Genomic DNA, 23,737 nt, shown 5'->3' on the forward strand with positions numbered 1-23,737 from the left:
CTCACGGTAGCGTTGTGGCCAGGCTTGCACTAGCTGGACGCGCGGACGGCAGAGCCGTCCACCCTACTTTCCAAACAGTGCTTCGGCCCGCTGGTACAGGATCCACGAGGTCGCGATGTACTTGTCCCCGCTGCGCGACACATGCCCCTTGTGGGTATGCGTGAACCCCGCCGGTGCGATGACCAGGCGCCCCTTGCGCGCCTCCACCTTGCGCCCCTGGTACAGGAACTCGGTCTCCCCGCCCTCGGCCACATCGTTCAGGTAGAACTGCCACAGCAGCACCCGGTGCAGGGTCTCGCAGCTGGCGTTCTGCGGATAGATCTCGGAATGCCAGTGGTGGTAGCCACCCGTGCCCTGCAAATATTTCTGCAGGTTGACACCGCCTACCCGATAGATGGTCTGCATCAGCCCGACGATGTTCGGCCTGCCCACTTCGTCGAAGTTGTCGAGCGATACCGTAATCGGCTCGCCCGTCTCCGGGTGCGCGACCTGCGGCGACACCGCGCCCATCAGGAGCGCGCGATAGGTGTCCATGTACTGCTCGAGGTGCTGCGCCATGGTACGGACCAGCAGGACGCCGACGTCCTCCCATTCCTTCAAACCGTTGATGGTGAGGTCGTAACTGTCCTTCTTGCTGATGTCCACCCCGTTGCCGGTACAGCCGCGCGTCACATTCGGGCTGGCATCGAAGCGCGCGCGGATGGCGTCGCACTGCTCGGCGCTCAGCGCGTTGTCGTAGACCCCGATGAAGTCTTCCATCGGCTTACCCCCGCTTGCGCTCGTGCTGCCACAGCACGTCGCTGCCGCCGGCGAAGCGGTTCAGCACGCGCGCCAGCACGAACATCAGGTCCGACAGGCGGTTCACGTACTGGCGCGGATGCGGGCGGATCTGTTCGGCATGCGAGAGCGCCACGATGCTGCGCTCGGCGCGGCGGCAGACGGTGCGGCACACGTGGGCAAGCGAGGCGGCGCGCGAGCCGGCCGGCAGGATGAATTCCTTCAGCACAGGCAGGTCGGCGTTGTATTTCTCGAGCAGGCCGTCCAGGCGCGCCACGTGTTCGTCCTTGATCATCTCGTAGCCCGGGATGCACAGCTCGCCGCCCAGGTCGAACAGGTCGTGCTGGATCGAGATCAGTTCCTCGCGCAGGTCGCCCGGCATGTCTTCGCACAGCAGCAGGCCCACGAAGGAGTTCAGCTCGTCCACCTCGCCGAGCGAATGGATGCGCGCGCTGTCCTTGCCGGTGCGGCTGCCGTCGCCCAGGCCGGTGGTGCCGTCGTCGCCCGTGCGGGTGGCGATTTTGGAAAGTCGATTACCCATGATGCAGCCTTATGCAATATATTGAAAAAACGATAGGGCGAGCATACGACAAAAAGCATCAATTGTGCCTACAATTCAAGAATGAGCGCCACACCATCCACTCTTGCCGGAAGGCGCGAACAGGTCGCAGCAAGCCTGCGTGCGCGCCTGCCTGACGGCTGCGTCCTGTCCGACCCCGAAGACACCCGTCCCTACGAATGCGACGGCCTGGCGGCCTACCGCCAGCTGCCCATGATCGTCACGCTGCCCACCAGCGAAGAAGAGGTGCTGGCGATCCTGGATACCTGCCGTGAATTGAACGTGCCGATCGTGCCGCGCGGCGCCGGCACCGGCCTGTCGGGCGGCGCGCTGCCGATCGCGGACGGCGTCGTGCTCTCGACCGCGCGACTGAACCGCATCGTGCGCCTGGACGCCTACGCGCGCACCGCCGTGGTCCAGCCGGGCGTGCGCAACCTCGCCATCTCGGAAGCGGCCAGCCAGTACGGCCTGTACTACGCGCCCGACCCCTCGTCGCAGATCGCCTGCACCATCGGCGGCAACGTGGCCGAGAACTCGGGCGGCGTGCACTGCCTGAAATACGGCCTGACGGTACACAACGTGCTGCGCGTGCGCGTGGCCACCATCGAAGGCGAGATCATCGAACTCGGCAGCGAAGCGCTGGACGCGCCGGGCCTGGACCTGCTGTCCGTGTTCATCGGCTCGGAAGGCATGCTCGGCATCGTCACCGAGGTTACGGTCAAGCTGGTGCCCAAGCCTGCGGTGGCCCAGGTCGTCATGGCGTCGTTCGACGACGTCATCACCGCCGGCAATGCGGTGGCCAGCATCATCGCCGCCGGCATCATCCCGGCCGGGCTGGAGATGATGGACCGCACCTCGGTGCGCATGGTCGAGCCCTTCGTGCGCGCCGGCTACGATCTGGACGCCGCCGCCATCCTGCTGTGCGAGGCCGACGGCACCGCGCTCGAAGTGGCGGAAGAAATCGAACGCATGAAGACGGTGTTCGAAGGCGCCGGCGCCACGGCGATTGCCGTGTCGCAGAGCGAGCTTGAACGCATGCGTTTCTGGTCCGGGCGCAAGAACGCCTTCCCGGCGGCGGGCCGCATCTCGCCGGACTACTACTGCATGGACGGCACCATCCCGCGCAAGCAGCTGGCGCGCGTCCTGCAGGGCATCGAGGACATGGAGAACACCTTCGGCCTGCGCTGCTCCAACGTGTTCCACGCGGGCGACGGCAACATGCACCCCCTGATCCTGTTCGATGCCAACCAGCCGGGCGAATTCGAGCGCGCCGAGGCCTTCGGGGCGGCGATCCTGGCGCTGTGCGTCGAGGTGGGCGGCACCATCACCGGCGAACACGGCGTGGGCATGGAGAAGATCAACTCGATGTGCGTGCAGTTCGGCCGCAAGGAGCTCGACGCCTTTTTTGACGTCAAGCGCGCTTTCGATGCGCCCATGCTGCTCAACCCGGACAAGGCGATCCCGACCCCGCACCGCTGCGCCGAATTCGGCAAGATGCACGTGCACGGCGGCGAGCTGCCGTTCCCCGACCTTCCGCGTTTCTAACACATGCACTCCATCGAACAATTCCAGGAACGGGTGCGCGCCGCCGCCGCCGACAAGACGCCCCTGCGCATCCGCGGCGGCGGCAGCAAGGACTGGTACGGCCAGCGCCTGGAGGGCGAGATCCTTGACACGCGCGGCTACCGCGGCATCGTCGACTACGAGCCGACCGAACTGGTGATCACGGCGCGCTGCGGCACGCCGCTCGCCGAGATCGAGGCCGTGCTGGCCGAACGCAACCAGATGCTGGCCTTCGAGCCGCCGCACTTCGGCGAGGGGGCCACCCTGGGCGGCGCCATCGCCGCTGGCCTGGCCGGCCCGCGCCGTGCGGCCAGCGGCGGCGTGCGCGACTTCGTGCTGGGCGCGAAGCTGCTGGACGGGAAGGGCGACGTGCTCGGCTTCGGCGGCCAGGTGATGAAAAACGTGGCCGGCTACGACGTCTCGCGCCTGCTGGCCGGTTCGCTCGGCACGCTCGGCCTGCTGCTGGAGGTGTCGGTCAAGGTTTTGCCGAAACCGTTTGCCGAAACGACACTGTGCCTGGAGCTGCCCGAGAGCGAGGCGATCCGCAAGCTGAACGAGTGGGGCGGCCAGCCGCTGCCGCTGTCGGCCAGCAGCTGGCACAACGGCGTCTTGTGGCTGCGCCTGTCGGGCGCCCAGGCCGCGGTCGACGCCGCCGTGCGCCTGATCGGCGGCGAGATCATGTCCAATCCGGCCTGCTTGTGGGAAGATCTGCGCGAGCAGCGCTTGCCCTTCTTCGGCGGCGACGACGCCTTGTGGCGCCTGTCGCTGCCATCCACGACGGAGGCGCTTCCTCTCGGCGGAGTGCAGCTGATCGAGTGGGGCGGGGCCCAGCGCTGGCTGCGCAGCGAACTGGATGCCGCCGCCATCCGCGGCGCGGTATCCGCCGCCGGCGGCCACGCGACCCTGTTCCGCGGCGGCGACAAATCCGCCGGCGTATTCCAGCCGCTGCAGAGCGCCGTCGCGCGCATCCACGAACGCCTGAAGAATTCCTTCGATCCGGCGCACATCTTCAATCCGGGACGACTGTACTGACATGCAAACCAAGCTGGCCGACTTCATCAAGGACACCGCGGACGGCAAGGAGGCGGAAAGCATCCTGCGCGCCTGCGTGCACTGCGGCTTCTGCACCGCCACCTGCCCGACCTACCAGCTGCTGGGCGACGAGCTCGACGGCCCGCGCGGCCGCATCTACCTGATCAAGCAGGTGCTGGAAGGTGCCGAGCCAACGCGCAAGACCCAGCTGCACCTGGACCGCTGCCTTACCTGCCGCAACTGCGAAACCACCTGTCCGTCGGGCGTCAAGTATGGCCGCCTGGTGGACATCGGCCGCCGCGTGGTCGAGGAACGCGTGCCGCGCCCCCTGGCAGACCGCATCAAGCGCACCACGCTCAAGGAATTCCTGCCGCGCGCCGCCCTGTTCAAGCCGGCGTTCAGGGCAGGGCAGCTGGCCCGCCCGGCGCTGTCCAAAGCGCTGCAGGACAAGCTGCAACCGGCACGCCATGCCGGCGCCTGGCCCACCCGCACCCATGCGCGCAAGATGCTGGTGCTGGAGGGTTGCGTGCAGCCGGCGATGGCGCCCGGCATCAACGCCGCCACCGCGCGCGTGCTCGACGCCTTCGGGGTGCAGCTGATCGTCGCACCCAAGGCCGGCTGCTGCGGCGCCGTGCGCTACCACCTGAACGACCAGGCGGCTGGACTGATTGACGCGCGCCGCAACATCGACGCCTGGTGGCCGTGGGTGGAGCGGGGCGAGATCGAGGCGATCGTCATGACCGCTTCCGGCTGCGGCGTCACCGTCAAGGAATACGGCCACCTGCTGGCCCACGACGAGGCCTATGCCGCCAAGGCCGGGCGCATCGCGATGCTCACGCGCGACCTGTCCGAGATCATGCCGGAGTTCGAGGAGCAGATCGCTGCCAGACTGACAGGGAAGATCGCGAAACGCGTCGCCTATCATCCGCCCTGCACGCTGCAGCATGGCCAGCAGATCCGCGGCAAGGTCGAGGGCGTGCTGCGCGCCGCCGGCGTCGACGTCACGCTGTGCGCCGACAGCCACCTGTGCTGCGGCTCGGCCGGCACCTATTCGGTGCTGCACCCCGAGATCGCGCACGAACTACGCGACCGCAAGCTGGCCAGTCTGGCGGCCTGCAAGCCGGACGAGATCGTGTCCGCCAACATCGGCTGCATGACCCATTTGCAGTCGGGGACGCCAACGCCGGTCACGCACTGGATCGAATTGCTCGACCGCGCGCTGGCTTGAACCCGGGCGCCACGGCACGCGCCGCGTACCGGCGCCGCCGTGCTAGGATCGCCCCGTGTTGCATGCAAAGGATCGATCTTGAGTTTCATTTTCCAGCTTGTCCGCGAAGACGAGGGCCTGCCGCCCATGGTCGTCTTCGAGGATTCGACCACGCCCGGCCTCGTGCCCGTATGGGAAGAAGCCGGCGTCTACGACGCGCTGTACAACAGCGACGGCAAACTCGCGCGCGACGTGTCGCGCGCCATTTCCTATGGCCTCGACCGCGTCAGCGAAGACGCTTCCCTGGCCCAGCTGATGCCGCCGGGCGTCTCGCAGGGCGAGGCCATCCGTTTCCTGGAGAACGTGAACCGCGCCTGCATCACCCACGGCGCCGCCTGGATCCAGACCCGCTGATTTGGTAGTCGAGTTACATCTTTTTGTCGTAGTATGTTTCGTTCTGCCGGAGGAGAAGTAGTTTTCCTACGGCGCGACAACAACGACAAGGAGACCCGATGACCTTCCACCGCTCATGTGCCGCGGCCGCCGCAGTGGCCGCATCCTGCCTGCTGGCCCTGCCGGCCTGGGCCCAGCAGCTGATCGCCAGCGCTGCCTCGCCCAACGATGTCATCCAGGTGGAGGTGCAGGTCGACGGCATGGGCAAGCTGGCCTACGGCGTCAAGCGCCAGGGCAGGGACATCATTGCCCCGTCGCGCCTGGGCTTCAACCTGGCCAATGCGCACAAGCTCGACGGCGGCTTCAGCCTGCGCCGGCAAGGCGTCAGCGAGCATGACAGCACCTGGGAACAACCCTGGGGCGAGCGCCGCTTCGTGCGCAACCATTACCGCGAGCTGCGGGTCGACCTGGAGCAGAAGAACCGCGCCGGCCGCCAGTTGGCGGTGGTGTTCCGCATCTACGACGACGGCGTCGGCTTCCGCTACGAATTCCCGGCCCAGCCGCAGCTGAAGCAAGCCGAGATCATCGACGAGCTAACCGAGTTCACGGTGGCCCAGCCGGCCACCGCCTGGTGGATCCCGGTGGGCGAACTGCCTGGACTGGAAGAAGAGATCCGCAAGGCGCCGCTCAAGGAAATCGGCATCGCCAACACCCCGCTCACCGTGCGTCTTGACGACGGCACCCACATCGCCTTCCATGAGGCGGCCCTGGTCGACTACGCCACCATGTGGCTGCGCAAGGTCGACGGCCAGAAGCTGCGCGCCATGCTGGCGCCCTCGCCGAGCGGCCCGGCGGTGGTGCGCAAGGGCGCCTTCACGACGCCATGGCGCACCCTGCAGATAGCGAGCAACGCGGCCGGTCTGTACATGTCCGACCTGGTGCTCAACCTGAACGAACCGAACAAGCTCGGCGACGTGAGCTGGGTGAAGCCGTCGAAGTTCGTCGGCGTCTGGTGGCAGATGCACCTGCAGAGCGGCACCTGGAACGCCGGTCCGAAGCACGCGGCCACCACCGCCAACACGAAGAAATACATCGACTTCGCGGCGCAACATGGTTTCCGCGGCGTGCTGGTCGAGGGCTGGAACAAGGGATGGGAGAGCGACTGGGGCCATGGCGGCGCCGACTTCAGCTTCACCCAGTCCTATCCGGACTTCGACCTGCCGGGCCTGGCCGCCTATGCGAAGTCGAAGGGCGTGCGCCTGATCGGCCACCACGAAACCGGCGCCAACATCGTCGCCTACGAAAAGCAGATGGATGCGGCGTACCGGCTGTATGCGAAGCTGGGCGTGGACAGTATCAAGTCGGGCTATGTGCACGAAGCCGGCAGCGCCCTGTTCACCGGCCGCGACGGCAAGCCGCGCTACGGTCACTACGATTCGCAGGAAGGCGTGAACCACTTCCTCAAGGCGGTGACCGAAGCGGCGAAATACAAGCTGTCGATCGACACCCACGAACCGGTCAAGGATACCGGCCTGCGCCGCACCTACCCGAACTGGCTCACGCGCGAAGGCGCGCGCGGCGTCGAGTACAACGCCTGGGGCAACCCGCCCAACAGCGTGGACCACGAAGCCAAGCTGGTGTTCACCCGCATGCTGAGCGGCCCGATGGACTACACCCCGGGCGTCCTGAGCCTGGTCGGCGCGGACGGCAAGACCTTCAACTCGACCCAGGCCAAGCAGCTGGCCAACTTCGTCGTGATCTATTCGCCGATCCAGATGGCGGCCGACCTGCCGGAGAACTACGCCAAGTATCCGGCCGCCTTCAAGTTCATCAAGGACGTGCCGACCGACTGGGCCGACACCCGCGTGATCAATGGCGAAGTGGGGGAGTACGCCACCATCGCCCGCAAGGACCGCACGGGCGAGGATTGGTACGTCGGCGCGGTCACCGACGGCGAAGCGCGCACCTTGCCGCTGCCGCTCGATTTCCTCGACAAGGGCAAGCGCTACACCGCCGAGATCTACCGCGACGGCGACGCGGCCGACTACCGCAGCGAGCGCCGCTTCGACCTGGTGACGGAGACCAGGACCGTCACCGCGGCCGATACCCTGCAGCTGCGCCTCGCGCCGGGTGGTGGGCAAGCGATCCGCCTGACGCCGCAGCCCTGATTTTCGTAGGGTGGACGGCTCCGCCGTCCGCGCGTTCAACTCACCCATGCGCTGTGGCAGATCACCTGTAAGCTGAACGCGCGGTCGGGGGACCCGACCACCCTACGAACGTTCGCCTATTGCGCCAGCAGCTTCTCGATGTCGCCGGCGATTTCGCCTGGCGCCGTCTGCGGCGCATAGCGCTTGACGACCTCGCCGTCGCGCCCGACCAGGAACTTGGTGAAGTTCCACTTGATGGACTCCAGGCCCAGCACGCCCGGCTTCTCGCCCTTCAGGTGCTTGAACAGCGGGTGGGCCCCGTCGCCGTTGACGTCGACCTTGGCGAACATCGGGAAGCTCACGCCGTAGTTCTTCTCGCAGAAGGCGCCGATCTCCGCTTCCGTGCCCGGCTCCTGCTTGCCGAACTGGTTGCAGGGAAAACCCATCACCACCAGCCCGCGCTCGCCGTACTGGCGGTGCAGTTCTTCCAGACCCTTGTACTGCGGCGTGAAGCCGCAGGCGCTGGCGGTGTTGACGACCAGGAGCACCTTGCCGCGGTACGCGTTCAAGTCCATTGGCTTGCCGTCGAGCGTGGTGGCGCTGAAATCGAATACGTTCATGTTTGAGCCCTCGTCTGGAAAACCAGAAGTGTATGTCATGGCGGCGCAACACGTATGCATGCCTCAACCGCTCAAGTCCGTGCTTGTTATCTTTTGTTACAAACGATAAGAAGTTTGCATGCGACAATCCGGCTCGCCCAAACTGTCGAGCTTCATCCATGTCCAACCGATTCCACTTCGCACACCACTCCCGTCATCCGCGCCGTTCCCTGATCGCGCACCTGGTCGCCGGCACGCTGCTGGCGCCGTTCGCGGCCAGCGCACAGCAGGCCCCTGCCGTGCAGGAGCAGGTGAAGCAGGAAGCCGCCAGGCCCGCACAGGCGCCGGTCCAGGCTCAGCCTGCCCAGGCAAGCGTCGCGCCGCCGGCGCAGACGCCAGTCGAGTCCACCGTGACCGTCAGCGCAACCCGCACCCAGAACCGCATCGACCGCCAGAGCTATGACGTCAAGGCCGATCCGGCAACCTCGAACGACACCGTGGCCGATACCCTGAACAAGGTGCCCTCGGTCGCCGTCGACGCGGACGGCAACGTCACGCTGCGCGGCCGCGGCAATGTGCAGATCCTGGTGGACGGCAAGCCGTCCGCGATGATGCAGGGCGAGAACCGCGCGGCCGCGATCAATGCGCTGCCGGCGGCCGACCTGGAGTCGGTGGAAGTCATCAACAACCCGGGCGCGCAGTTCGGCAACGAAGGCGGCGGCGGCCCGGTCATCAACCTGGTGATGCGGCGTGAACGCAGCCCGGGCGGCTTCGCCGTCGTCAACGGGAACGTCGGCAGCGAAGGGCGCTACAACACCTCCGCTTTCGGCAGCTGGACACAAGGACGCTACAGCGTGCAGGGAGCCCTGTTCCGCCGCGAGACCAAGAATGATTCGAGCGGCGAGACCCGGCGCGAGCGCATCAACCCCGCCACCGGCGCGATTGCACCCAGCAGCCAGGATTCGGACAGCATCAACCGTGGCCGTTCGACCGGCGCCAACGTGGGCCTGACCTACAACCTTGGCGACAAGGACGTCGTCGGCCTGAATGCCAATTACTCCCAGTCCGACAACGAATCCGAGTTCGTCGAACGCTACCGCAGCACGAACGCGGCAGGCATCGTCGACAGCCAGTACCTGCGCACAAGCGGGAGCGATAACAGGAACCGCAATTACGGCATTGGTGCGCGCCTCGACCACAAAGGCGATGCGCCCGGCGAAATCTTCAAGATGGACCTCCGCCTCTCGGGCAGCGACGGCGATGGCGGCTCGCGCGCGACCAACGTCTATACCGTGCGCCCACCCAGCGCCACCGCCCCCGACACCCGCCAGGAACGCGACAACGAGACCCGTATTGCCGACTTTACCGGCGATTACGAGCTGCCGGGCGAACACGGCGTATTCAAGATGGGCTACAAGGTGGCGCGCAACCACAACGTCGCCGACAACGGCTTCTTCGACATCGATCCGTCCACCGGCGCCGAGCGCGTCAACACCACGCGCACCAACCGCTTCGAGCTGACGGACGTGACCTACGCGCTGTATGGCAGCTACCAGTGGCGCGTCAACGAGAAATGGGGCGTGCTGGGCGGCCTGCGCGCCGAGTATGCGGACCTCGACATGAACCAGGTCACGACCGGCCAGCGCGCCAGCAACCATTATTTCGACGCGATCCCGAGCGCCTTCGTCACCTATGGCCTGTCGGACGACACCACACTGCGCCTGAGCTACGCGCACCGCATCCGTCGTCCAGGCGCGGGCGAGTTGAATCCCTTCGTGATCTACCGCGACGAGCTGAACCTCTACTCGGGTAACCCGAACCTGCAGCCGGCCAATACCGATTCGCTGGAGCTGGGGGTGGAGACCAAGCTGGGCAAGGTCGACACCAACGTACGGCTGTACATGCGCCACGAGAGCGACCTGATCAACGAGCGCCGCATCCTGCTGGCCAACGACGTGCTCCTGACCACGCGCGAGAACGCCGGCAGCGCCCGTTCGGGTGGGATCGAATTCAACTTCAGCGGCCGCGCCACGCAGAAGCTGATGCTTAACGTGAGCGGTAACGTCGGCTACTCCGAGCAAACGGTGCTGGACCGCGCGAACGACGACAAACGCAGCGCCGTCTCGATCGGCGGCCGCGCGCGCATCAATTACCAGCTGGATCCGAAGAACAGCTTCATGCTGATGCTGAATGCGCAGGGCAAGACCCTGTTCGGCCAGGGCTACCGCGAGCCGCAGCGCACGGCCGACCTGAACTACCGCCACAATCTCACGCCGGCGCTGACGCTGACTGTCAACATCAACGACCTGTTCGATTCGCAGAAGATGGAGATGATCACCGAGACCGACCGCCTGCGCGAGCACAGCATCCGCCGCTTCGGCGGCCGCATGGCTTACATCGGCCTGTCCTACCGCTTCGGCAGCTTCGGCGGCGCCGGCGGCCAGCGCCGGCCGATGATGATGGGCGGTCCGGGTGGCCCGGGCCACGGCGGCATGATGGGCGGCCCCGGCCGCTAGAGCGCCGCTTCAAAGAGGGATGCGGCGGCGCCGCCGGGCGTGTATGCTGTCCGGCCGAACCACCGCATCCTTGCCATGTCCCGCACCACCATCACCTTCAGCGGCGAAACCCCCGACCGCGCCCGCATCGAATCCTCCCTTGCTTCCGGCAACCCCCTCGTGTTCGAGGACTGCGACCTGTCCAGCCTCGACCTGTCGCGCCTGGACCTGCAGGACTGCGTGTTCCGCTCCTGCCTGCTGGCGGAAACCTCGTTCTACGCGGCCAGGCTGGCGCGCACGCGCTGGCAGCGCTGCCGCGGCGGCCATGCCGATTTCGAGTCCGCCGACCTGGTCGATGCTTCGTTCGCATCCTCCGACCTGAACAACAGCAGCTGGCGCCGTGCGCGCCTGGCGTCCGCTTCCTTCCGCAGCTGCAAGCTGACCGGCGCCCAGTTCGAAGAGACCAGCCACCTGGCCTTGAGCTTCGAGGACACGCTGCTGGTCGGGGCCGACCTGCGCCGCATGTCCTTCCGCAAGGCGACGCTGAGGGGACTGGATTTTGCCGATGCCGACTTGTCGGGCTGCGACTTCCGCGAAGCGGTGTTCGAAGGCGGCAGCCTGCGCGACGCCCACATCAGGGACACGCGTTTCGAGGGCGCGGACCTGCGCGACGCCGATATCGGCGGCTTGAAGCTGGCGAGTGCGAAGCAGTTTCTTGGTGCGACCATCTCGGTGCGCCAGGCGGCCGAGATGGTGCGGGAGATGGGACTGAACGTGGCCTGATCCGGGCCGGCGATCAGGTCTTGAAATCCGGCCTGAACGTCACGCCCGGCGGTGTACATTGGTCGACCGGTTTCGGTTTCTTCGCATCGTCCTGGCGCACGTAGCACTCGTCGAACACCGAGCAGTAACAGGCTGCGAGGTCGATGTCGCTCATGCTGCGGTGGAGGGCGTCGAAAACCGGGTTGGGTGTACGTGGCTCCTCTGCGGTGAACATCGACATGATGTCTCCGGGACGGACCAGGGAGTTGACCACGTTGCCGCGCCGGTTCATGGGCACGAAGCTTTCCTCCGTCATGGCGCAGCAGGTCTCCAGCAACTGGCTCAGGTCGGCCATGGGCTCGCCCTTGTACATGAGCTGGACCCATTCGACGCGGGCCGGGCCGATACCGCTGTTGATCAGGATGTATTCGACGCGCTTGCGGGAAAACCCGGTTTCAGGGTCTTTGTCGACGCTGCTCATATTGCGCGCCAGCTCCACATAAGGATAACTGTTGGCGGCAACCAGCTTTTCCATCGAATGCGCCGAGTGCAGGCCGAGCCAGAGCGAGACCAGCGACACCACGCCGGCCGCGACGGCGAGCGAGATGTCGAGCCAGCGGATGCCGGTGCCGTGCGGATGATGGTGCTGATGACTTTCGTGTTCCACGTGCCGCTCCCGAGCTTGGCTAAAGGATAAATTTTAGCAATACTGGCAAGGGCGCGGCACAGGCGGGAGAAAAGAATGCGGCGCGCATAGCGGCCGCATTCGCCTTCGTTCAGAAGCTTTCCCAATCCTCTTCGCGCACGCTGGCCGCGCGTGGCGCTGGACCTGCCGCCGGGCGGGTCGGCGCCGGGGCAGGCGCAGGCGCAGCCAGGCGGGTGGCCGTCCTGGCCGTCCTGGCCGGCGCGGCAGGCGCAGCCGCCGATGGTGCGCGCGCATCCAGCTTGAACACCGATACCAGCCCGGCCAGCTTGCCGGCCTGGTCCTGCAGCGATTCGGCCGCCGCCGCCGCTTCTTCCACCAGCGAGGCGTTCTGCTGGGTCACCTGGTCCATCTGGCTGATGGCCATGTTGATCTGTTCGATGCCCGAGGTCTGCTCCAGGCTGGCCGACGAAATCTCGCCCATGATGTCGGTGACGCGGCGCACGCTGGCGACGATCTCGTCCATCGTGGCGCCGGCCTGGTCGACCAGACGGGCGCCGGCGTCCACCTTGCCGACCGAATCGTCGATCAGGAGCTTGATTTCCTTGGCCGCGGCGGCTGAACGCTGGGCCAGGGTACGCACTTCGGAAGCCACCACCGCGAAGCCGCGGCCCTGTTCGCCGGCGCGCGCCGCTTCCACGGCCGCGTTCAGGGCCAGGATGTTGGTCTGGAAGGCGATGCCGTCGATGACGCCGATGATGTCGACGATCTTCTTCGAGGAGGCGTTGATCGAAGCCATGGTGTCGACCACCTGCGACACCACCATGCCGCCGCGTTCGGCCACGTCCGAGGCCTTCAGCGCCAGGGCGTTGGCCTGCTGGGCGTTGTCGGCGTTCTGCTTGACGGTCGACGTGAGCTCTTCCATCGACGACGCGGTTTCTTCCAGCGAGCTGGCCTGTTCCTCGGTGCGCGACGACAGGTCGAGGTTGCCGCTGGCGATCTGGCTCGAGGCCGAGGCGATGGCGTCGGTGCCCTTGCGGACGTCGCCGACGATGTGCGCCAGGCTGTCGCGCATGGTCTTCATCGCGAACAGCAGGCTGGCGCGGTCGCCCGGGCGCAGGGCGACGTCGATGTCCAGCTCGCCGGCGGCGATGCGGCCGGCGATCTCGCTCGCATAGGCGGGTTCGCCGCCCAGCTGGCGGGTCAGGCTGCGGGTGATCAGGACGCCCAGGCTGATGCCGCCGAGCGCGCTGCCGAGCACCAGCAGCAGCATGGTGCTGCGGCTCGATTCATAGGTCGCCGTCGCTTCGGCTGCCACCTTGCGCGCGTTCTCTTCCTTGATCTGGATCAGCGCCGTCAGCCGTTTATCGACCTCGTCGGAACGGGGCGCCACCGTGGTGCGCAGGTAGTCCAGCATTGCGTCCTTGTCGGCGGCGCTGTCGTCCACAGCCATCTTCATTGCCTGGCGTACCGCTGTCTGGTATTCGCTCAGGGCCTGGTCGACCGCGGCGAAACCGCGCTTGCCACGCTCGCTGAAATAGAGTGGGCGTGCCTTGTCGAGGCTGGCGCTCAGCATGGCCGTGCGTGCCTCGATGGCGTCGAGCGCCGCCTTGCGTTCCTGCGCCTCGCGCGCCAGCATCAGGTTGCGCAGCGAACGTCCGATGTCGATCAAATGGATGTTCGCTTCCTTGGTATGGGCGATGCCCAGCAGTTCCCGGGTGTACAAGCGGTCGGTGTTCTCGTTCATGTTGGACATGCTGACGATACCGATGGCGGCGACCACGGCGCCGATGAACACAACGGTGAGGAAGCCGGCGAGCAGGCGTGTGCCGACCTTCATGCGATTGAACATGATAATCCTGTCAAAAAGGGTTGAGGCGGCGGGGCTGCGGCCAGGCCAGGCTGTCCGGGGAGCGGGGTTCAATACCGGATGAATCCCGGAATCGGTCGAATGCCGAGGCCGGATACTGCTGTCCAGGGCGGACAACGCGGACCTCGACATCGCTTGCCGGCATGCGGAGGAAACCCCGTATCGCACTGCCGGCATTCGCCGCCAAAGCTGCACGATATCATGTTACACGAATGATTTCAGCCGGAAACAATTCAGAAACAAATTTTCTATAAAATAAGAATCAAAGTAAAATTTCTTATTTGTCTAGATCTTGCAAATATTATTTGCAAAAAATAGCAAAAAGCGAAATATTGTAAATATTTACTAAAGAAAATATTGTTGCTACATAACAACCATCTGAATCACACGATGCCGAGGTGATCCATCCCGGTCGAGAAATCGCGGTTCTTCGCGTGCTTGCTGTTGAGCTTGATGTTCAGGCGCAGGTCGTTCACCGAGTCGGCGTTGCGCAGCGCATCCTCGTAGCTGATCTTGTCCGCCTCGTACAGGTCGAACAGGGCCTGGTCGAAAGTTTGCATGCCCAGTTCGCGCGACTTCTTCATGATCTCCTTGATCTCGTGGACGTCGCCCTTGAAGATCAGGTCGGAGATAAGCGGGGAGTTCAGCAGGATCTCCATCGCCACCACGCGGCCCTTGGCTTCCTTCTTCGGGATCAGGCGCTGCGAGATCAGGCCTTTCAGGTTGAGCGAGAGGTCCATCAGGAGTTGCTGGCGGCGCTCTTCGGGGAAGAAGTTGATGATGCGGTCGAGCGCCTGGTTGGCGCTGTTGGCGTGCAGGGTGGCCAGGCACAGGTGGCCGGTCTCGGCGAACGCGATTGCGTGCTCCATGGTCTCGCGGTCGCGGATCTCGCCGATCTGGATCACGTCCGGCGCCTGGCGCAGCGAATTCTTCAGCGCCGCCTCGAAACTGTCGGTATCGACGCCCACTTCGCGCTGGGTGATCACGCAGTTCCGGTGCGGGTGGACGAATTCGACCGGGTCCTCGATGGTGATGATGTGGCCGTAGCTGTTCTCGTTGCGGTAGCCGACCATCGCCGCCAGCGTGGTCGATTTGCCCGAGCCGGTGGCGCCGACCATGATGACCAGGCCGCGCTTGGTCATGATCACGTCCTTCAGGGTTTCCGGCAGCTCGAGGTCCTCGAAACGCGGGATGGTGGTGGTGATCACGCGCAGCACCATGCCCACGCAGCCCATCTGCATGAAGGCCGAGACGCGAAAGCGCCCCAGGTCGCCCGGGCTGATCGCGAAGTTCGCTTCCTTGGTCAGCTCGAAGCCGGCGGCCTGCTTGTCGTTCATGATGGCGCGCGCCAGGTCGGCCGTATGGGTGCCGGACAGGGCCTGGCTCGAGACCGGCGTCATCTTGCCATCGATCTTGATCGCCGGCGGGAAGCCCGCGGTGATGAACAGATCGGATCCGCCCTTGCTGGTCATCAGGCGCAGCAGGTCGAACATGAACTTGGATGCCTGGTCGCGTTCCATGGCTGCTCCTTAACCCGGGAAGTTTTCTGGAATCTTGGCGGCGGCGCGGGCCGCGGCGCTGGAGATCACGTTGCGGCGCACCAGGTCGGTCAGGTTCTGGTCGAGCGTCTGCATGCCGACGCTGCTGCCGGTCTGGATGCTCGAATACATCTGCGCGATCTTGGCTTCGCGGATCAGGTTGCGGATCGCCGGGGTGCCGATCATGATCTCGTGCGCCGCCACGCGGCCCGAGCCGTCCTTGGTCTTGAGCAGGGTCTGCGAGACGACGGCCTGCAGCGACTCCGACAGCATCGCGCGCACCATCTCCTTCTCTTCGGCCGGGAACACGTCGACGATACGGTCGATGGTCTTGGCGGCCGAGGAGGTGTGCAGGGTGCCGAACACCAGGTGGCCGGTCTCTGCCGCCGACAGGGCCAGGCGGATGGTTTCCAGGTCGCGCAGCTCGCCCACCAGGATGCAGTCGGGGTCTTCGCGCAGCGCCGAGCGCAGCGCGTTGTTGAAGGACAGGGTGTGCGGGCCGACTTCGCGCTGGTTGATCAGGCACTTCTTGGAGTCGTGCACGAATTCGATCGGGTCCTCGATGGTGAGGATGTGGCCGTACTCGTTTTCGTTGAGGTGGTTGATCATTGCCGCCAGCGTGGTCGACTTGCCCGAGCCGGTGGGGCCGGTCACCAGGACCAGGCCGCGCGGTTTCAGCGCCAGCTCGCTGAAGATCTTCGGCGCGTTCAGTTCTTCCAGCGACAGGATCTTGGACGGAATGGTACGCAGCACCGCGGCCGCGCCGCGCTCCTGGTTGAAGGCGTTGACGCGAAAGCGCGCCAGGCCGGGGATCGCGAACGAGAAGTCGCACTCCAGCACTTCCTCGTACTGCTTGCGCTGGCCGTCGTTCATGATGTCATAGATCATGCCGTGCACATCCTTGTGCTCCAGCGGCGGCAGGTTGATGCGGCGCACGTCGCCGTGCACGCGGATCATCGGCGGCAGGCCGGCCGACAGGTGCAGGTCAGAAGCCTTATTCTTGACCGAGAAGGCGAGCAATTCCGAAATGTCCATAATCTATATAATCCCTGTGCCGATCCCGACTCAAAATATTTCCTGCAGAAAATCATTATGTCCATAATCGCCGAGAACTTGCAAGCTGTCGAAGCGACAATCGGGGCCGCCTGTGCAGCGAGCGGAAGGCCCAGGAACGCGGTCACATTACTGGCCGTATCGAAGACCTTCCCAGCGCAGGCCGTGGTCGAAGCGATGGCCGCGGGACAGCGCGCCTTCGGCGAGAACTACCTGCAGGAAGCGCTCGACAAGATGCAGGAAGTGGCGCGCCTGCAACCAGATACGCCGATCGGCTGGCATTTCATCGGTCCGATCCAGAGCAACAAGACGCGCCCGATCGCCGCCCATTTCGATTGGGTGCACACGGTGGAACGCCTGAAGATCGCCCAGCGCCTGTCCGAACAGCGTCCGGCGGAACGCGGCCCGCTCGACATCTGCCTGCAGGTAAACATCAGCGGCGAAGCCAGCAAGAGCGGCGCCAGCGCAGCGGAACTGCCGGAACTGGCGCGCCAGGTGGCCGCCTTGCCGAACCTGCGCCTGCGCGGGCTGATGGCGATTCCCGAGGCGAGCAGCGACCCGGCGCGGCAGCGCGCCGCGTTTGCCCGCCTGCGCGCCCTGTTCGACGGCCTGCGCGCCGATGGCCTGGCGCTCGACACCCTGTCGATGGGCATGTCGGGCGACCTGGGCGCGGCCATCGCGGAAGGCGCGACCATCGTCCGCATCGGCAGCGCCATCTTCGGCGCCCGCCATTACGAGCAATAAAAAGGAACAGCATGAAGATTGCATTCATTGGCGGCGGCAACATGGCCACCGCCCTGATCGCCGGCCTGGCGGGACAACTCACCGGTGCCGGCAGCCTGCACGTGGTGGACCCCAATCTCGATGCGCTCGCGCGCCTGGCCGGCCAGTACGGCGTGAGCACGGCGGCGTCGATCGACGTGCAGGTGGGCGCCGCCGACGTGGTCGTGCTGGCGGTCAAGCCCCAGCAGATGCGCGAAGTCGCGCTGGCGCTCCGGCCATTGCTGGGCGCCCAGCCGCTGGTGCTGTCGATCGCGGCCGGCATCCGCATCGCCGATCTGTCGCGCTGGCTGGGCGGCTACACCCGCATCGTACGCGCGATGCCGAACACCCCGGCGCTGATCGCGATGGGCATCACCGGCATGGTGGCCGGGCTGGACGTCGACGAGGCCCAGCGCTCGGCGGCCGACCAGGTGCTGCGCGCGGTCGGCCAGACCGTGTGGCTGAAGGACGAGAGCCTGATCGATCCGGTGACGGCGGTGTCGGGCAGCGGCCCGGCCTATGTCTTCTACTTCCTCGAAGCGATGCAGCAGGCGGCGCTGGAAATGGGGCTGGACGCGGAGCAGGGAAGGCAGCTGGCGCTGGCCACGTTTACCGGGGCGGCCCAGTTGGCGGCGCAGTCGGGCGACCCGGTCGAGGTGCTGCGCCAGCGCGTGACCTCGAAGGGCGGCACCACGCATGCGGCGATCGCCAGCATGGAGGCGGCGGGGGTGAAGGAAGCGATCGTCGCGGCGATGAAGGCGGCGGCGGAGCGCGGGCGCGAGCTCGGGGACGAACTCGGCAAGGACTCGTAGGGTGGGCGGGTCTCCCGCCCGCGCGTTCAACTCCCTTATGAAAAGCCAGTTCGGCCGATCATAAGCTGATTGAACGCGCGGACGGCAAAGCCGTCCACCCTACGATTAGTGGACTTCGAAGCCTCGCCAGCGCAGCACAGGCAGCAGCTTCTGTGCGAACTTGTAGGCCGACACGACCGCCGTCACGCTGCCCACCGCCCACTTGGGCTTGGTGAGAAACAGGCCGGCCGCCACGCCGGCCACGATCAGCGCCGTCTTCTGGTGCCTGGCCGCGTAGGCCGGGATCAGGCCCAGCGTCTGCGGCGAGGACAGCATGGCCACTTCCTGCGCCACCTGGGCGCGCTGGTCCGCACATCTCGCCACCAGCGCCTCGCGGCGCTGCGCCAGTTCCAGGGATTTAGACGCCATGGAGGTTCTCTCCCTTCAGGGCCGCCGCATCCTTGCGCAGTTCGGCCAGGGTGGCCGGCAGCATCGGGGGACGCGCGGCCAGGCCGGCGCGCAGCTTCATGACAGCGAACAGGGTGCTCAGGATGAACAGCACGGCCATGCCGCCGACCGCCGCCAGGCGGTGGGTGTCCCAGAACAGCACCAGCACGAACAGGATGACCAGGCCCAGCGCGAACAGCCCCAGCACCGCGGCCGCGACGGCCCAGGCGAGGTAGCCGAACAGGCGCTGGGCGCCTTCCTGCAGTTCGATGGCGGCCAGCTCGAGGCGCGTACGCGCCAGGTCGAGCACGTTGGCCCCGATCCTTCTCACCGCCGCCGTGATACTCATCTTAGCGGCGGGCGATCAGCATGCCGATCACGACGCCGACGGCGGCGCCCAGGCCCACGGACTTCCAGGGATTCTCGTGCACGTATTCGTCGGTGACGCGCGCCGCTTCCTTGGTCTTCTCGACCACGGTCTGCTGGTATTCGCCCAGGCTTTCCTTGGCGGTCGACAGGGTGTGCTCGAACTTGGCCTTGGCGGCCTTGAGCTCGTCGCCGGTCAGTTGCCCGCCGTTGCGCAGCCACGCTTCCGCGTCCTGGATCACGGTCTTCAGGTCGGACAGCAGTTGGTCACGGGTGCCGGTTTGGGTCGGGATTTTTTCCATCATGGGTGGGCCTCCTTAAAAATGGGAATGAATGCCTTTCGTGCAATATTACCTGAATGCATAGTCGAGTGCGACACCAATGAACAGTGCGGCGCCAAGCCAATTGTTGTGACGAAAAGCCTTGAAGCAGGCCATGCGTTCGCGATCGCGAATCAGGGTGTAGTGGTAGAGCGCCATCGCGGCCGCAACCACGACGCCGCCCACGAACCACCAGCGCAGGCCCAGGTACCAGCCGCACACCAGGTCGATGGTCAGCGCCGCGCCGTAGCACAGCATGACTGCGGCCACGTCGAAGCGCCCGAAGGTAATGGCCGAGGTGCGCATGCCGATCTTGAGGTCGTCGTCGCGGTCAACCATGGCGTACTCGGTGTCGTAGGCGACGGCCCAGAACACGTTCGCCACCAGCAGCCACCAGGCCACCGCCGGCACCGTGTCCTGCACGGCGGCCCAGGCCATCGGGATGCCGAAGCCGAACGCGATCCCGAGATAGGCCTGCGGGATCGCGAAGAAGCGCTTGAAGTAGGGGTAGGTGCCGGCCACGATCACGGCCACTACCGACAGCTGCTTGGTCAGCGTGTTGAGCGGCAGGATCAGCAGGAAGGAGAGCAGCGCCAGCACCCCTGCCACCATCAGCGCTTCCCAGGCGCGGATCTTGCCGCTGGTGAGCGGGCGGTCGACGGTGCGCTTGACGTGCCTGTCGAAATCGCGGTCGGCATAGTCGTTGATGGCGCAGCCGGCGGAGCGCATCAGGGCGGTGCCGAGCACGAAGATCGCCAGCACGCTCATGTCCGGCACCCCGCCGGACGCCATCCACAAGGCCCACAGGGTCGGCCACAGCAGCAGGAGGATGCCGACCGGCTTGTCGGCACGGATCAGGCGGAAATACAGCGCCAGCTTGTTCATGATGTTGCGTCTTGTCGAGCAAGAATTGTTGAGCAGAAGACAGGGATTCTAAAGCCTTTGGCGGGAAAGGGCTTGCCGGTACAATCGAGCCCTACCGACTAGCCTTCATTCATCATGCATATCTGGGTCGATGCCGACGCCTGCCCGGGCGTCATCAAGGACATCCTGTTCCGCGTGGCCGAGCGCCTGCAGCTGGAGGTCACGCTGGTGGCCAACCAGCTGGTCCGGGTGCCCGGCTCGCGCTTCATCCGCGCCCTGCAGGTGCCAAGTGGCCCGGACGTGGCCGACGCCGAGATCGTCGCGCGCGTGCAGGATGGCGACATCGTCGTCACCGGCGACATCCCGCTGGCGGCGCAGGTGCTGGAAAAGGGCGGACTGCCGCTCCATCCGCGCGGCGAGTGGTACACCAAGGACACGATCGCCCAGCAACTGACGATGCGCGCCTTCATGGAAGAGCTGCGCGGCAGCGGCGTCGATACCGGCGGGCCGGCGGCATTCAGCCAGGCCGACAGCCGCAATTTCGCGAATGCGCTGGACCGCCAGCTGGCCCGCTCACACACCCGTAGGGTGGGCGGCTCCACTCCTGCGACATGATCATCCGCGCTATTACTGCCGCCCACGCGTTCAGCTCCCTCATGAGCAGACGCCTCGGCTATTCGTAGTGTGCTTGAACGCGTGGGCGGCTTCTCCATGCTGGCTGATCACGCCATCGGGTATAGCCGCCCACAAAAACGATAGCGTTCAATCAGGCGGCCGCTTCGAGCGCCACCATGTCGACGCCGGGCAGCTTGCACTCGCCCACCGCCGCCGCCACCGCGTCGATCGCCGCGCGGCGGGTAAAACTCTTGCGCCACAGGATGACGACCCGGCGCGAGGGCGCCGGATGGGAGAAGGGCACGTAGGTCAGCAGGCCGTTGGGGTCGTGCATGTCGGCCACCGAGGCGCGCGGCAGCACGGTCAGGCCGATGCCGCTCGCCACCATGTGGCGGATGGTCTCCAGCGAGGAGCCTTCGAAGGTGCGCTGCATGCCATTGCCCGGCGACGAATAGCGCGCCATCTCCGGGCACACTTCCAGCACCTGGTCGCGGAAGCAGTGGCCGGCGCCCAGCAGCAGCATGGTTTCCAGCTTCAGGTCGTCGGCCGGAATTTCCTTGCGCTTGGCCCAGGGGTGCGAGCGCGGCATCGCCACCACGAAGGGCTCGTCGTACAGGGTCTGCATCGACATGCCGTGTTCGGGCAGGGGCAGGGCCACGATGGCGGCGTCGAGCTCGCCCTGGCGCAGCAGTTCGAGCAGCTTGTGGGTGTAGTTCTCCTGCAGCACCAGCGGCATCTGCGGCACGGTGTCGATCAGTTTCTTGACCAGCGGCGGCAGCAGGTAGGGGCCGATGGTGTAGATCACGCCCAGGCGCAGCGGCCCGGCCAGCGGGTCCTTGTTCTGTTTCGCCAGTTCCCTGATGGCGGCGGTCTGCTCCAGCACGCGTTCGGCCTGGGCCACGATCTGCGCGCCCAGCGGCGTGACGGAGACTTCGGAGCCGCCGCGCTCGAACAGCGTCACGCCGAGTTCGTCCTCGAGCTTCTTGATGGCGACGGAGAGGGTGGGCTGGGCGACGAAGCAGGCTTCGGCGGCATGGCCGAAGTGTTTGGCGCGTGCGACGGCGACGATGTATTTCAGCTCGGTCAGTGTCATAGGCTTTTCCAGAATGTCACGGCTGGCAGGCCGTAACATCCTGACACAATGTTGGCATTAAGTCAGCCAGGATTTCATCACCCCCGCATCATAGTCGATATAATTGCCTGGCAGGATTTCCGCCTGCGTTTACGCGAGGTACCCATGTCGTCGACCTTCGGCCCGGCGGAAGCCCAGGCCTACATCCACAAGCTGCTGACGGTGATGCACCACCAGGGCGGCTCCGACCTGTTCATCTCCAGCGATTTCCCGCCCAGCATGAAGCACCAGGGCGCGATGAAGCCCCTGAGCCAGCAGCGCCTGTCTGGCGAGGTCACGCGCGCGCTGGCCCTGTCCCTGATGAACGAGCGCCAGCGCCTCGAGTTCGAGACCGAGATGGAGTGCAACTTCGCGATCTCGCTCCCCGGAGTATGCCGCTTTCGCGTCAACGTCTTCGTGCAGCAGCAGAGCGTGGGCATGGTGGTGCGCACGATCGCCTCCGAGATTCCGAACTTCGAGAAGCTCGACCTGCCGGACGTGCTGAAGGACGTCGTGATGACCAAGCGCGGCCTGGTGCTGGTGGTCGGCGGCACCGGTTCCGGCAAGTCCACCACGCTGGCGGCGATGATCGACTACCGCAACAGCCATTCGGCGGGCCATATCATCACCGTGGAAGACCCGGTCGAGTACGTCCACAAGAACAAGAACTGCCTGGTCACGCACCGCGAGGTGGGCGTCGACACGCACTCCTGGCACAATGCCCTGAAGAACACGCTGCGCCAGGCGCCGGACGTGATCCTGATCGGCGAGATCCGCGACACCGAGACCATGGAACACGCGATCGCCTTCGCCGAGACCGGCCACCTGTGCCTGGGAACCCTGCACGCGAACAATGCCAACCAGACCCTGGACCGCATCATCAACTTCTTCCCGGAAGAGCGCCGCAACCAGCTCCTGATGGACCTGTCGTCCAATTTGCGCGCGGTGGTGTCGCAGCGCCTGATCCGTACCGAGGACGGCAAGGGCCGCAAGGCGGCCATCGAGATCCTGCTGAACACGCCCACCATCGGCGAGATGATCCTGAAGGGGAACTTCCAGAACATCAAGGAGATCATGCACAAGTCGCGCGAGCTCGGCATGTGCACCTTCGACCAGGCCTTGTACGAGCTGTACAACAAGGGCTACATCGGCTACGACGAAGCGATCCGCAACGCCGACTCGGCCAACGGCCTGCGCCTGCAGATCAAGCTCTCGGGCGAGCGCAAGGGGCCGACTGGTGCCGGCGCCGGCGCGGCCGAGCTGTCGATGGCGATCGAGGAAGAACCGGACGGCGATGCCCCCACCACGACTTAACCAGACAAGAACCCATGCCTGCATTCGAAAACAAGATCTGCACGCGCGCCGACCTGGCGCAGCGTATCGCCCAGTTGCCCAAGCCGGTGGTGCTGACCAACGGCGTGTTCGACATCCTGCACCGCGGCCACGTGACCTACCTGGCGCAGGCGCGCGAACTGGGCGCCTCGCTGGTGGTGGCGGCCAACACCGACGCCTCGGTGAAACGCCTCGGCAAGGGCGACGACCGCCCGCACAACACCCTGGCGGACCGCATGGCGGTGCTGGCGGCGCTGGAGTCGGTGAGCCTGGTGGTGGAGTTCGACGAGGACACCGCGCTCGAGGTGGTGCTGGAAAGCCGCCCCGACATCTACGCCAAGGGCGGCGACTACGACATGACGGCCATCCCGGAAGGGCAGGCGGTGCTGGCCTATGGCGGGCGCGCGGTGGCGATCGATTTCGAGCACGACCGCTCGACGACCAAGCTGGTGGCCAAGATCAGGGGCTGAGCTTGGCTTCGCCGGACGGCC

24 protein-coding genes are annotated in these 23,737 nt (G+C 65.7%); 12 read left to right on the forward strand and 12 right to left on the reverse strand.

The genetic code is table 11. The annotated features are described in order from the left end of the window. Positions 1-63 precede the first annotated feature (63 nt). Both MasN3_RS05805 and MasN3_RS05810 read right to left on the reverse strand, forming a co-directional pair. A complete protein-coding gene (locus MasN3_RS05805; protein ID WP_281912961.1) occupies positions 64-759 on the reverse strand; it encodes a 2OG-Fe(II) oxygenase in 696 nt (231 codons plus the stop codon). A 4-nt stretch (positions 760-763) separates the two neighbouring features. Continuing rightward, positions 764-1,318, reverse strand: coding sequence for a cob(I)yrinic acid a,c-diamide adenosyltransferase (locus MasN3_RS05810; RefSeq protein WP_281912963.1), 555 nt, complete (start codon positions 1,316-1,318; stop codon positions 764-766). Positions 1,319-1,399: 81 nt separating this feature from the next. Between MasN3_RS05810 and MasN3_RS05815 the strand changes: the two genes are divergently transcribed. The 5 genes from MasN3_RS05815 to MasN3_RS05835 all read left to right on the forward strand — a co-directional run bounded on the left by MasN3_RS05815 (position 1,400) and on the right by MasN3_RS05835 (position 7,699). Continuing rightward, positions 1,400-2,881: an FAD-linked oxidase C-terminal domain-containing protein gene (locus MasN3_RS05815; protein ID WP_281912964.1), complete on the forward strand. Its 1,482-nt coding sequence runs from the start codon at positions 1,400-1,402 to the stop codon at positions 2,879-2,881. Positions 2,882-2,884: 3 nt separating this feature from the next. Continuing rightward, entirely contained in the window at positions 2,885-3,931 is a 1,047-nt protein-coding gene (gene glcE, locus MasN3_RS05820; RefSeq protein WP_281912965.1) for a glycolate oxidase subunit GlcE, read from the forward strand. A gap of 1 nt (position 3,932) precedes the next feature. After that, the gene (glcF, locus tag MasN3_RS05825) at positions 3,933-5,159 is read left to right on the forward strand and encodes a glycolate oxidase subunit GlcF (RefSeq protein WP_281912966.1); all 1,227 of its coding nucleotides are present in this window, start codon (positions 3,933-3,935) and stop codon (positions 5,157-5,159) included. Between the two features lie 78 nt (positions 5,160-5,237). Next, positions 5,238-5,552 (forward strand): hypothetical protein, encoded by a 315-nt coding sequence (locus tag MasN3_RS05830; RefSeq protein WP_281912967.1) that lies wholly within the window; start codon positions 5,238-5,240, stop codon positions 5,550-5,552. A 98-nt stretch (positions 5,553-5,650) separates the two neighbouring features. Further along, entirely contained in the window at positions 5,651-7,699 is a 2,049-nt protein-coding gene (locus tag MasN3_RS05835; protein WP_281912968.1) for a glycoside hydrolase family 97 protein, read from the forward strand. A gap of 116 nt (positions 7,700-7,815) precedes the next feature. Here the strand turns inward: MasN3_RS05835 and MasN3_RS05840 are convergent, their stop codons facing one another. Next, complete coding sequence (locus MasN3_RS05840; RefSeq protein ID WP_281912969.1) at positions 7,816-8,298, reverse strand: glutathione peroxidase; 483 nt, start codon at positions 8,296-8,298, stop codon at positions 7,816-7,818. A gap of 158 nt (positions 8,299-8,456) precedes the next feature. On the opposite strand from MasN3_RS05840, the gene MasN3_RS05845 reads away from it, so the two are divergent. After that, complete coding sequence (locus MasN3_RS05845; protein WP_281912971.1) at positions 8,457-10,793, forward strand: TonB-dependent receptor domain-containing protein; 2,337 nt, start codon at positions 8,457-8,459, stop codon at positions 10,791-10,793. A gap of 75 nt (positions 10,794-10,868) precedes the next feature. Next, entirely contained in the window at positions 10,869-11,555 is a 687-nt protein-coding gene (locus tag MasN3_RS05850; protein WP_281912972.1) for a pentapeptide repeat-containing protein, read from the forward strand. Positions 11,556-11,568: 13 nt separating this feature from the next. Here MasN3_RS05850 and MasN3_RS05855 read toward each other — a convergent pair whose 3' ends face one another. The 4 genes from MasN3_RS05855 to MasN3_RS05870 all read right to left on the reverse strand — a co-directional run bounded on the left by MasN3_RS05855 (position 11,569) and on the right by MasN3_RS05870 (position 16,620). After that, entirely contained in the window at positions 11,569-12,201 is a 633-nt protein-coding gene (locus MasN3_RS05855; RefSeq protein WP_281912973.1) for a hypothetical protein, read from the reverse strand. Positions 12,202-12,310: 109 nt separating this feature from the next. Next, positions 12,311-14,029, reverse strand: coding sequence for a methyl-accepting chemotaxis protein (locus MasN3_RS05860; protein ID WP_281912975.1), 1,719 nt, complete (start codon positions 14,027-14,029; stop codon positions 12,311-12,313). 401 nt (positions 14,030-14,430) lie between these two features. Next, positions 14,431-15,567: a PilT/PilU family type 4a pilus ATPase gene (locus MasN3_RS05865; RefSeq protein WP_281912976.1), complete on the reverse strand. Its 1,137-nt coding sequence runs from the start codon at positions 15,565-15,567 to the stop codon at positions 14,431-14,433. A gap of 9 nt (positions 15,568-15,576) precedes the next feature. Further along, positions 15,577-16,620 carry a type IV pilus twitching motility protein PilT gene (locus tag MasN3_RS05870; RefSeq protein WP_281912978.1) on the reverse strand — a complete coding sequence of 348 codons (1,044 nt, stop codon included), beginning with the start codon at positions 16,618-16,620 and terminating at the stop codon, positions 15,577-15,579. A 57-nt stretch (positions 16,621-16,677) separates the two neighbouring features. Between MasN3_RS05870 and MasN3_RS05875 the strand changes: the two genes are divergently transcribed. Together MasN3_RS05875 and proC are read left to right on the forward strand one after the other, a co-directional pair. Further along, positions 16,678-17,382: a YggS family pyridoxal phosphate-dependent enzyme gene (locus MasN3_RS05875; RefSeq protein WP_281912980.1), complete on the forward strand. Its 705-nt coding sequence runs from the start codon at positions 16,678-16,680 to the stop codon at positions 17,380-17,382. A gap of 11 nt (positions 17,383-17,393) precedes the next feature. Then, complete coding sequence (gene proC, locus MasN3_RS05880) at positions 17,394-18,212, forward strand: pyrroline-5-carboxylate reductase (RefSeq protein WP_281912981.1); 819 nt, start codon at positions 17,394-17,396, stop codon at positions 18,210-18,212. A gap of 105 nt (positions 18,213-18,317) precedes the next feature. Here the strand turns inward: proC and MasN3_RS05885 are convergent, their stop codons facing one another. Genes MasN3_RS05885 through ubiA form a run of 4 tightly spaced genes read right to left on the reverse strand, consistent with a single transcriptional unit; the run spans position 18,318 to position 20,209 of the window. Further along, the gene (locus MasN3_RS05885; RefSeq protein WP_281912982.1) at positions 18,318-18,620 is read right to left on the reverse strand and encodes a hypothetical protein; all 303 of its coding nucleotides are present in this window, start codon (positions 18,618-18,620) and stop codon (positions 18,318-18,320) included. Further along, entirely contained in the window at positions 18,610-18,987 is a 378-nt protein-coding gene (locus MasN3_RS05890; RefSeq protein WP_281912983.1) for a phage holin family protein, read from the reverse strand. The genes MasN3_RS05885 and MasN3_RS05890 overlap by 11 nt, the downstream gene beginning before the upstream one ends. A gap of 1 nt (position 18,988) precedes the next feature. Then, entirely contained in the window at positions 18,989-19,309 is a 321-nt protein-coding gene (locus tag MasN3_RS05895) for a DUF883 family protein (RefSeq protein ID WP_209587824.1), read from the reverse strand. Positions 19,310-19,354: 45 nt separating this feature from the next. Beyond that, complete coding sequence (ubiA, locus tag MasN3_RS05900) at positions 19,355-20,209, reverse strand: 4-hydroxybenzoate octaprenyltransferase (RefSeq protein WP_281912984.1); 855 nt, start codon at positions 20,207-20,209, stop codon at positions 19,355-19,357. Between the two features lie 114 nt (positions 20,210-20,323). On the opposite strand from ubiA, the gene MasN3_RS05905 reads away from it, so the two are divergent. Beyond that, a complete protein-coding gene (locus tag MasN3_RS05905) occupies positions 20,324-20,803 on the forward strand; it encodes a YaiI/YqxD family protein (RefSeq protein WP_281912985.1) in 480 nt (159 codons plus the stop codon). A gap of 151 nt (positions 20,804-20,954) precedes the next feature. Here MasN3_RS05905 and MasN3_RS05910 read toward each other — a convergent pair whose 3' ends face one another. Continuing rightward, a complete protein-coding gene (locus tag MasN3_RS05910; protein ID WP_281912986.1) occupies positions 20,955-21,896 on the reverse strand; it encodes a hydrogen peroxide-inducible genes activator in 942 nt (313 codons plus the stop codon). A 144-nt stretch (positions 21,897-22,040) separates the two neighbouring features. On the opposite strand from MasN3_RS05910, the gene MasN3_RS05915 reads away from it, so the two are divergent. After that, positions 22,041-23,228, forward strand: coding sequence for a PilT/PilU family type 4a pilus ATPase (locus tag MasN3_RS05915; RefSeq protein WP_281912987.1), 1,188 nt, complete (start codon positions 22,041-22,043; stop codon positions 23,226-23,228). 14 nt (positions 23,229-23,242) lie between these two features. After that, positions 23,243-23,716 (forward strand): adenylyltransferase/cytidyltransferase family protein, encoded by a 474-nt coding sequence (locus MasN3_RS05920; protein ID WP_281912988.1) that lies wholly within the window; start codon positions 23,243-23,245, stop codon positions 23,714-23,716. Positions 23,717-23,737 lie beyond the last annotated feature (21 nt).

Origin of the sequence: Massilia varians, assembly GCF_027923905.1 — a bacterium.
In the GTDB taxonomy this organism is placed as follows: domain Bacteria; phylum Pseudomonadota; class Gammaproteobacteria; order Burkholderiales; family Burkholderiaceae_D; genus Telluria; species Telluria varians_B.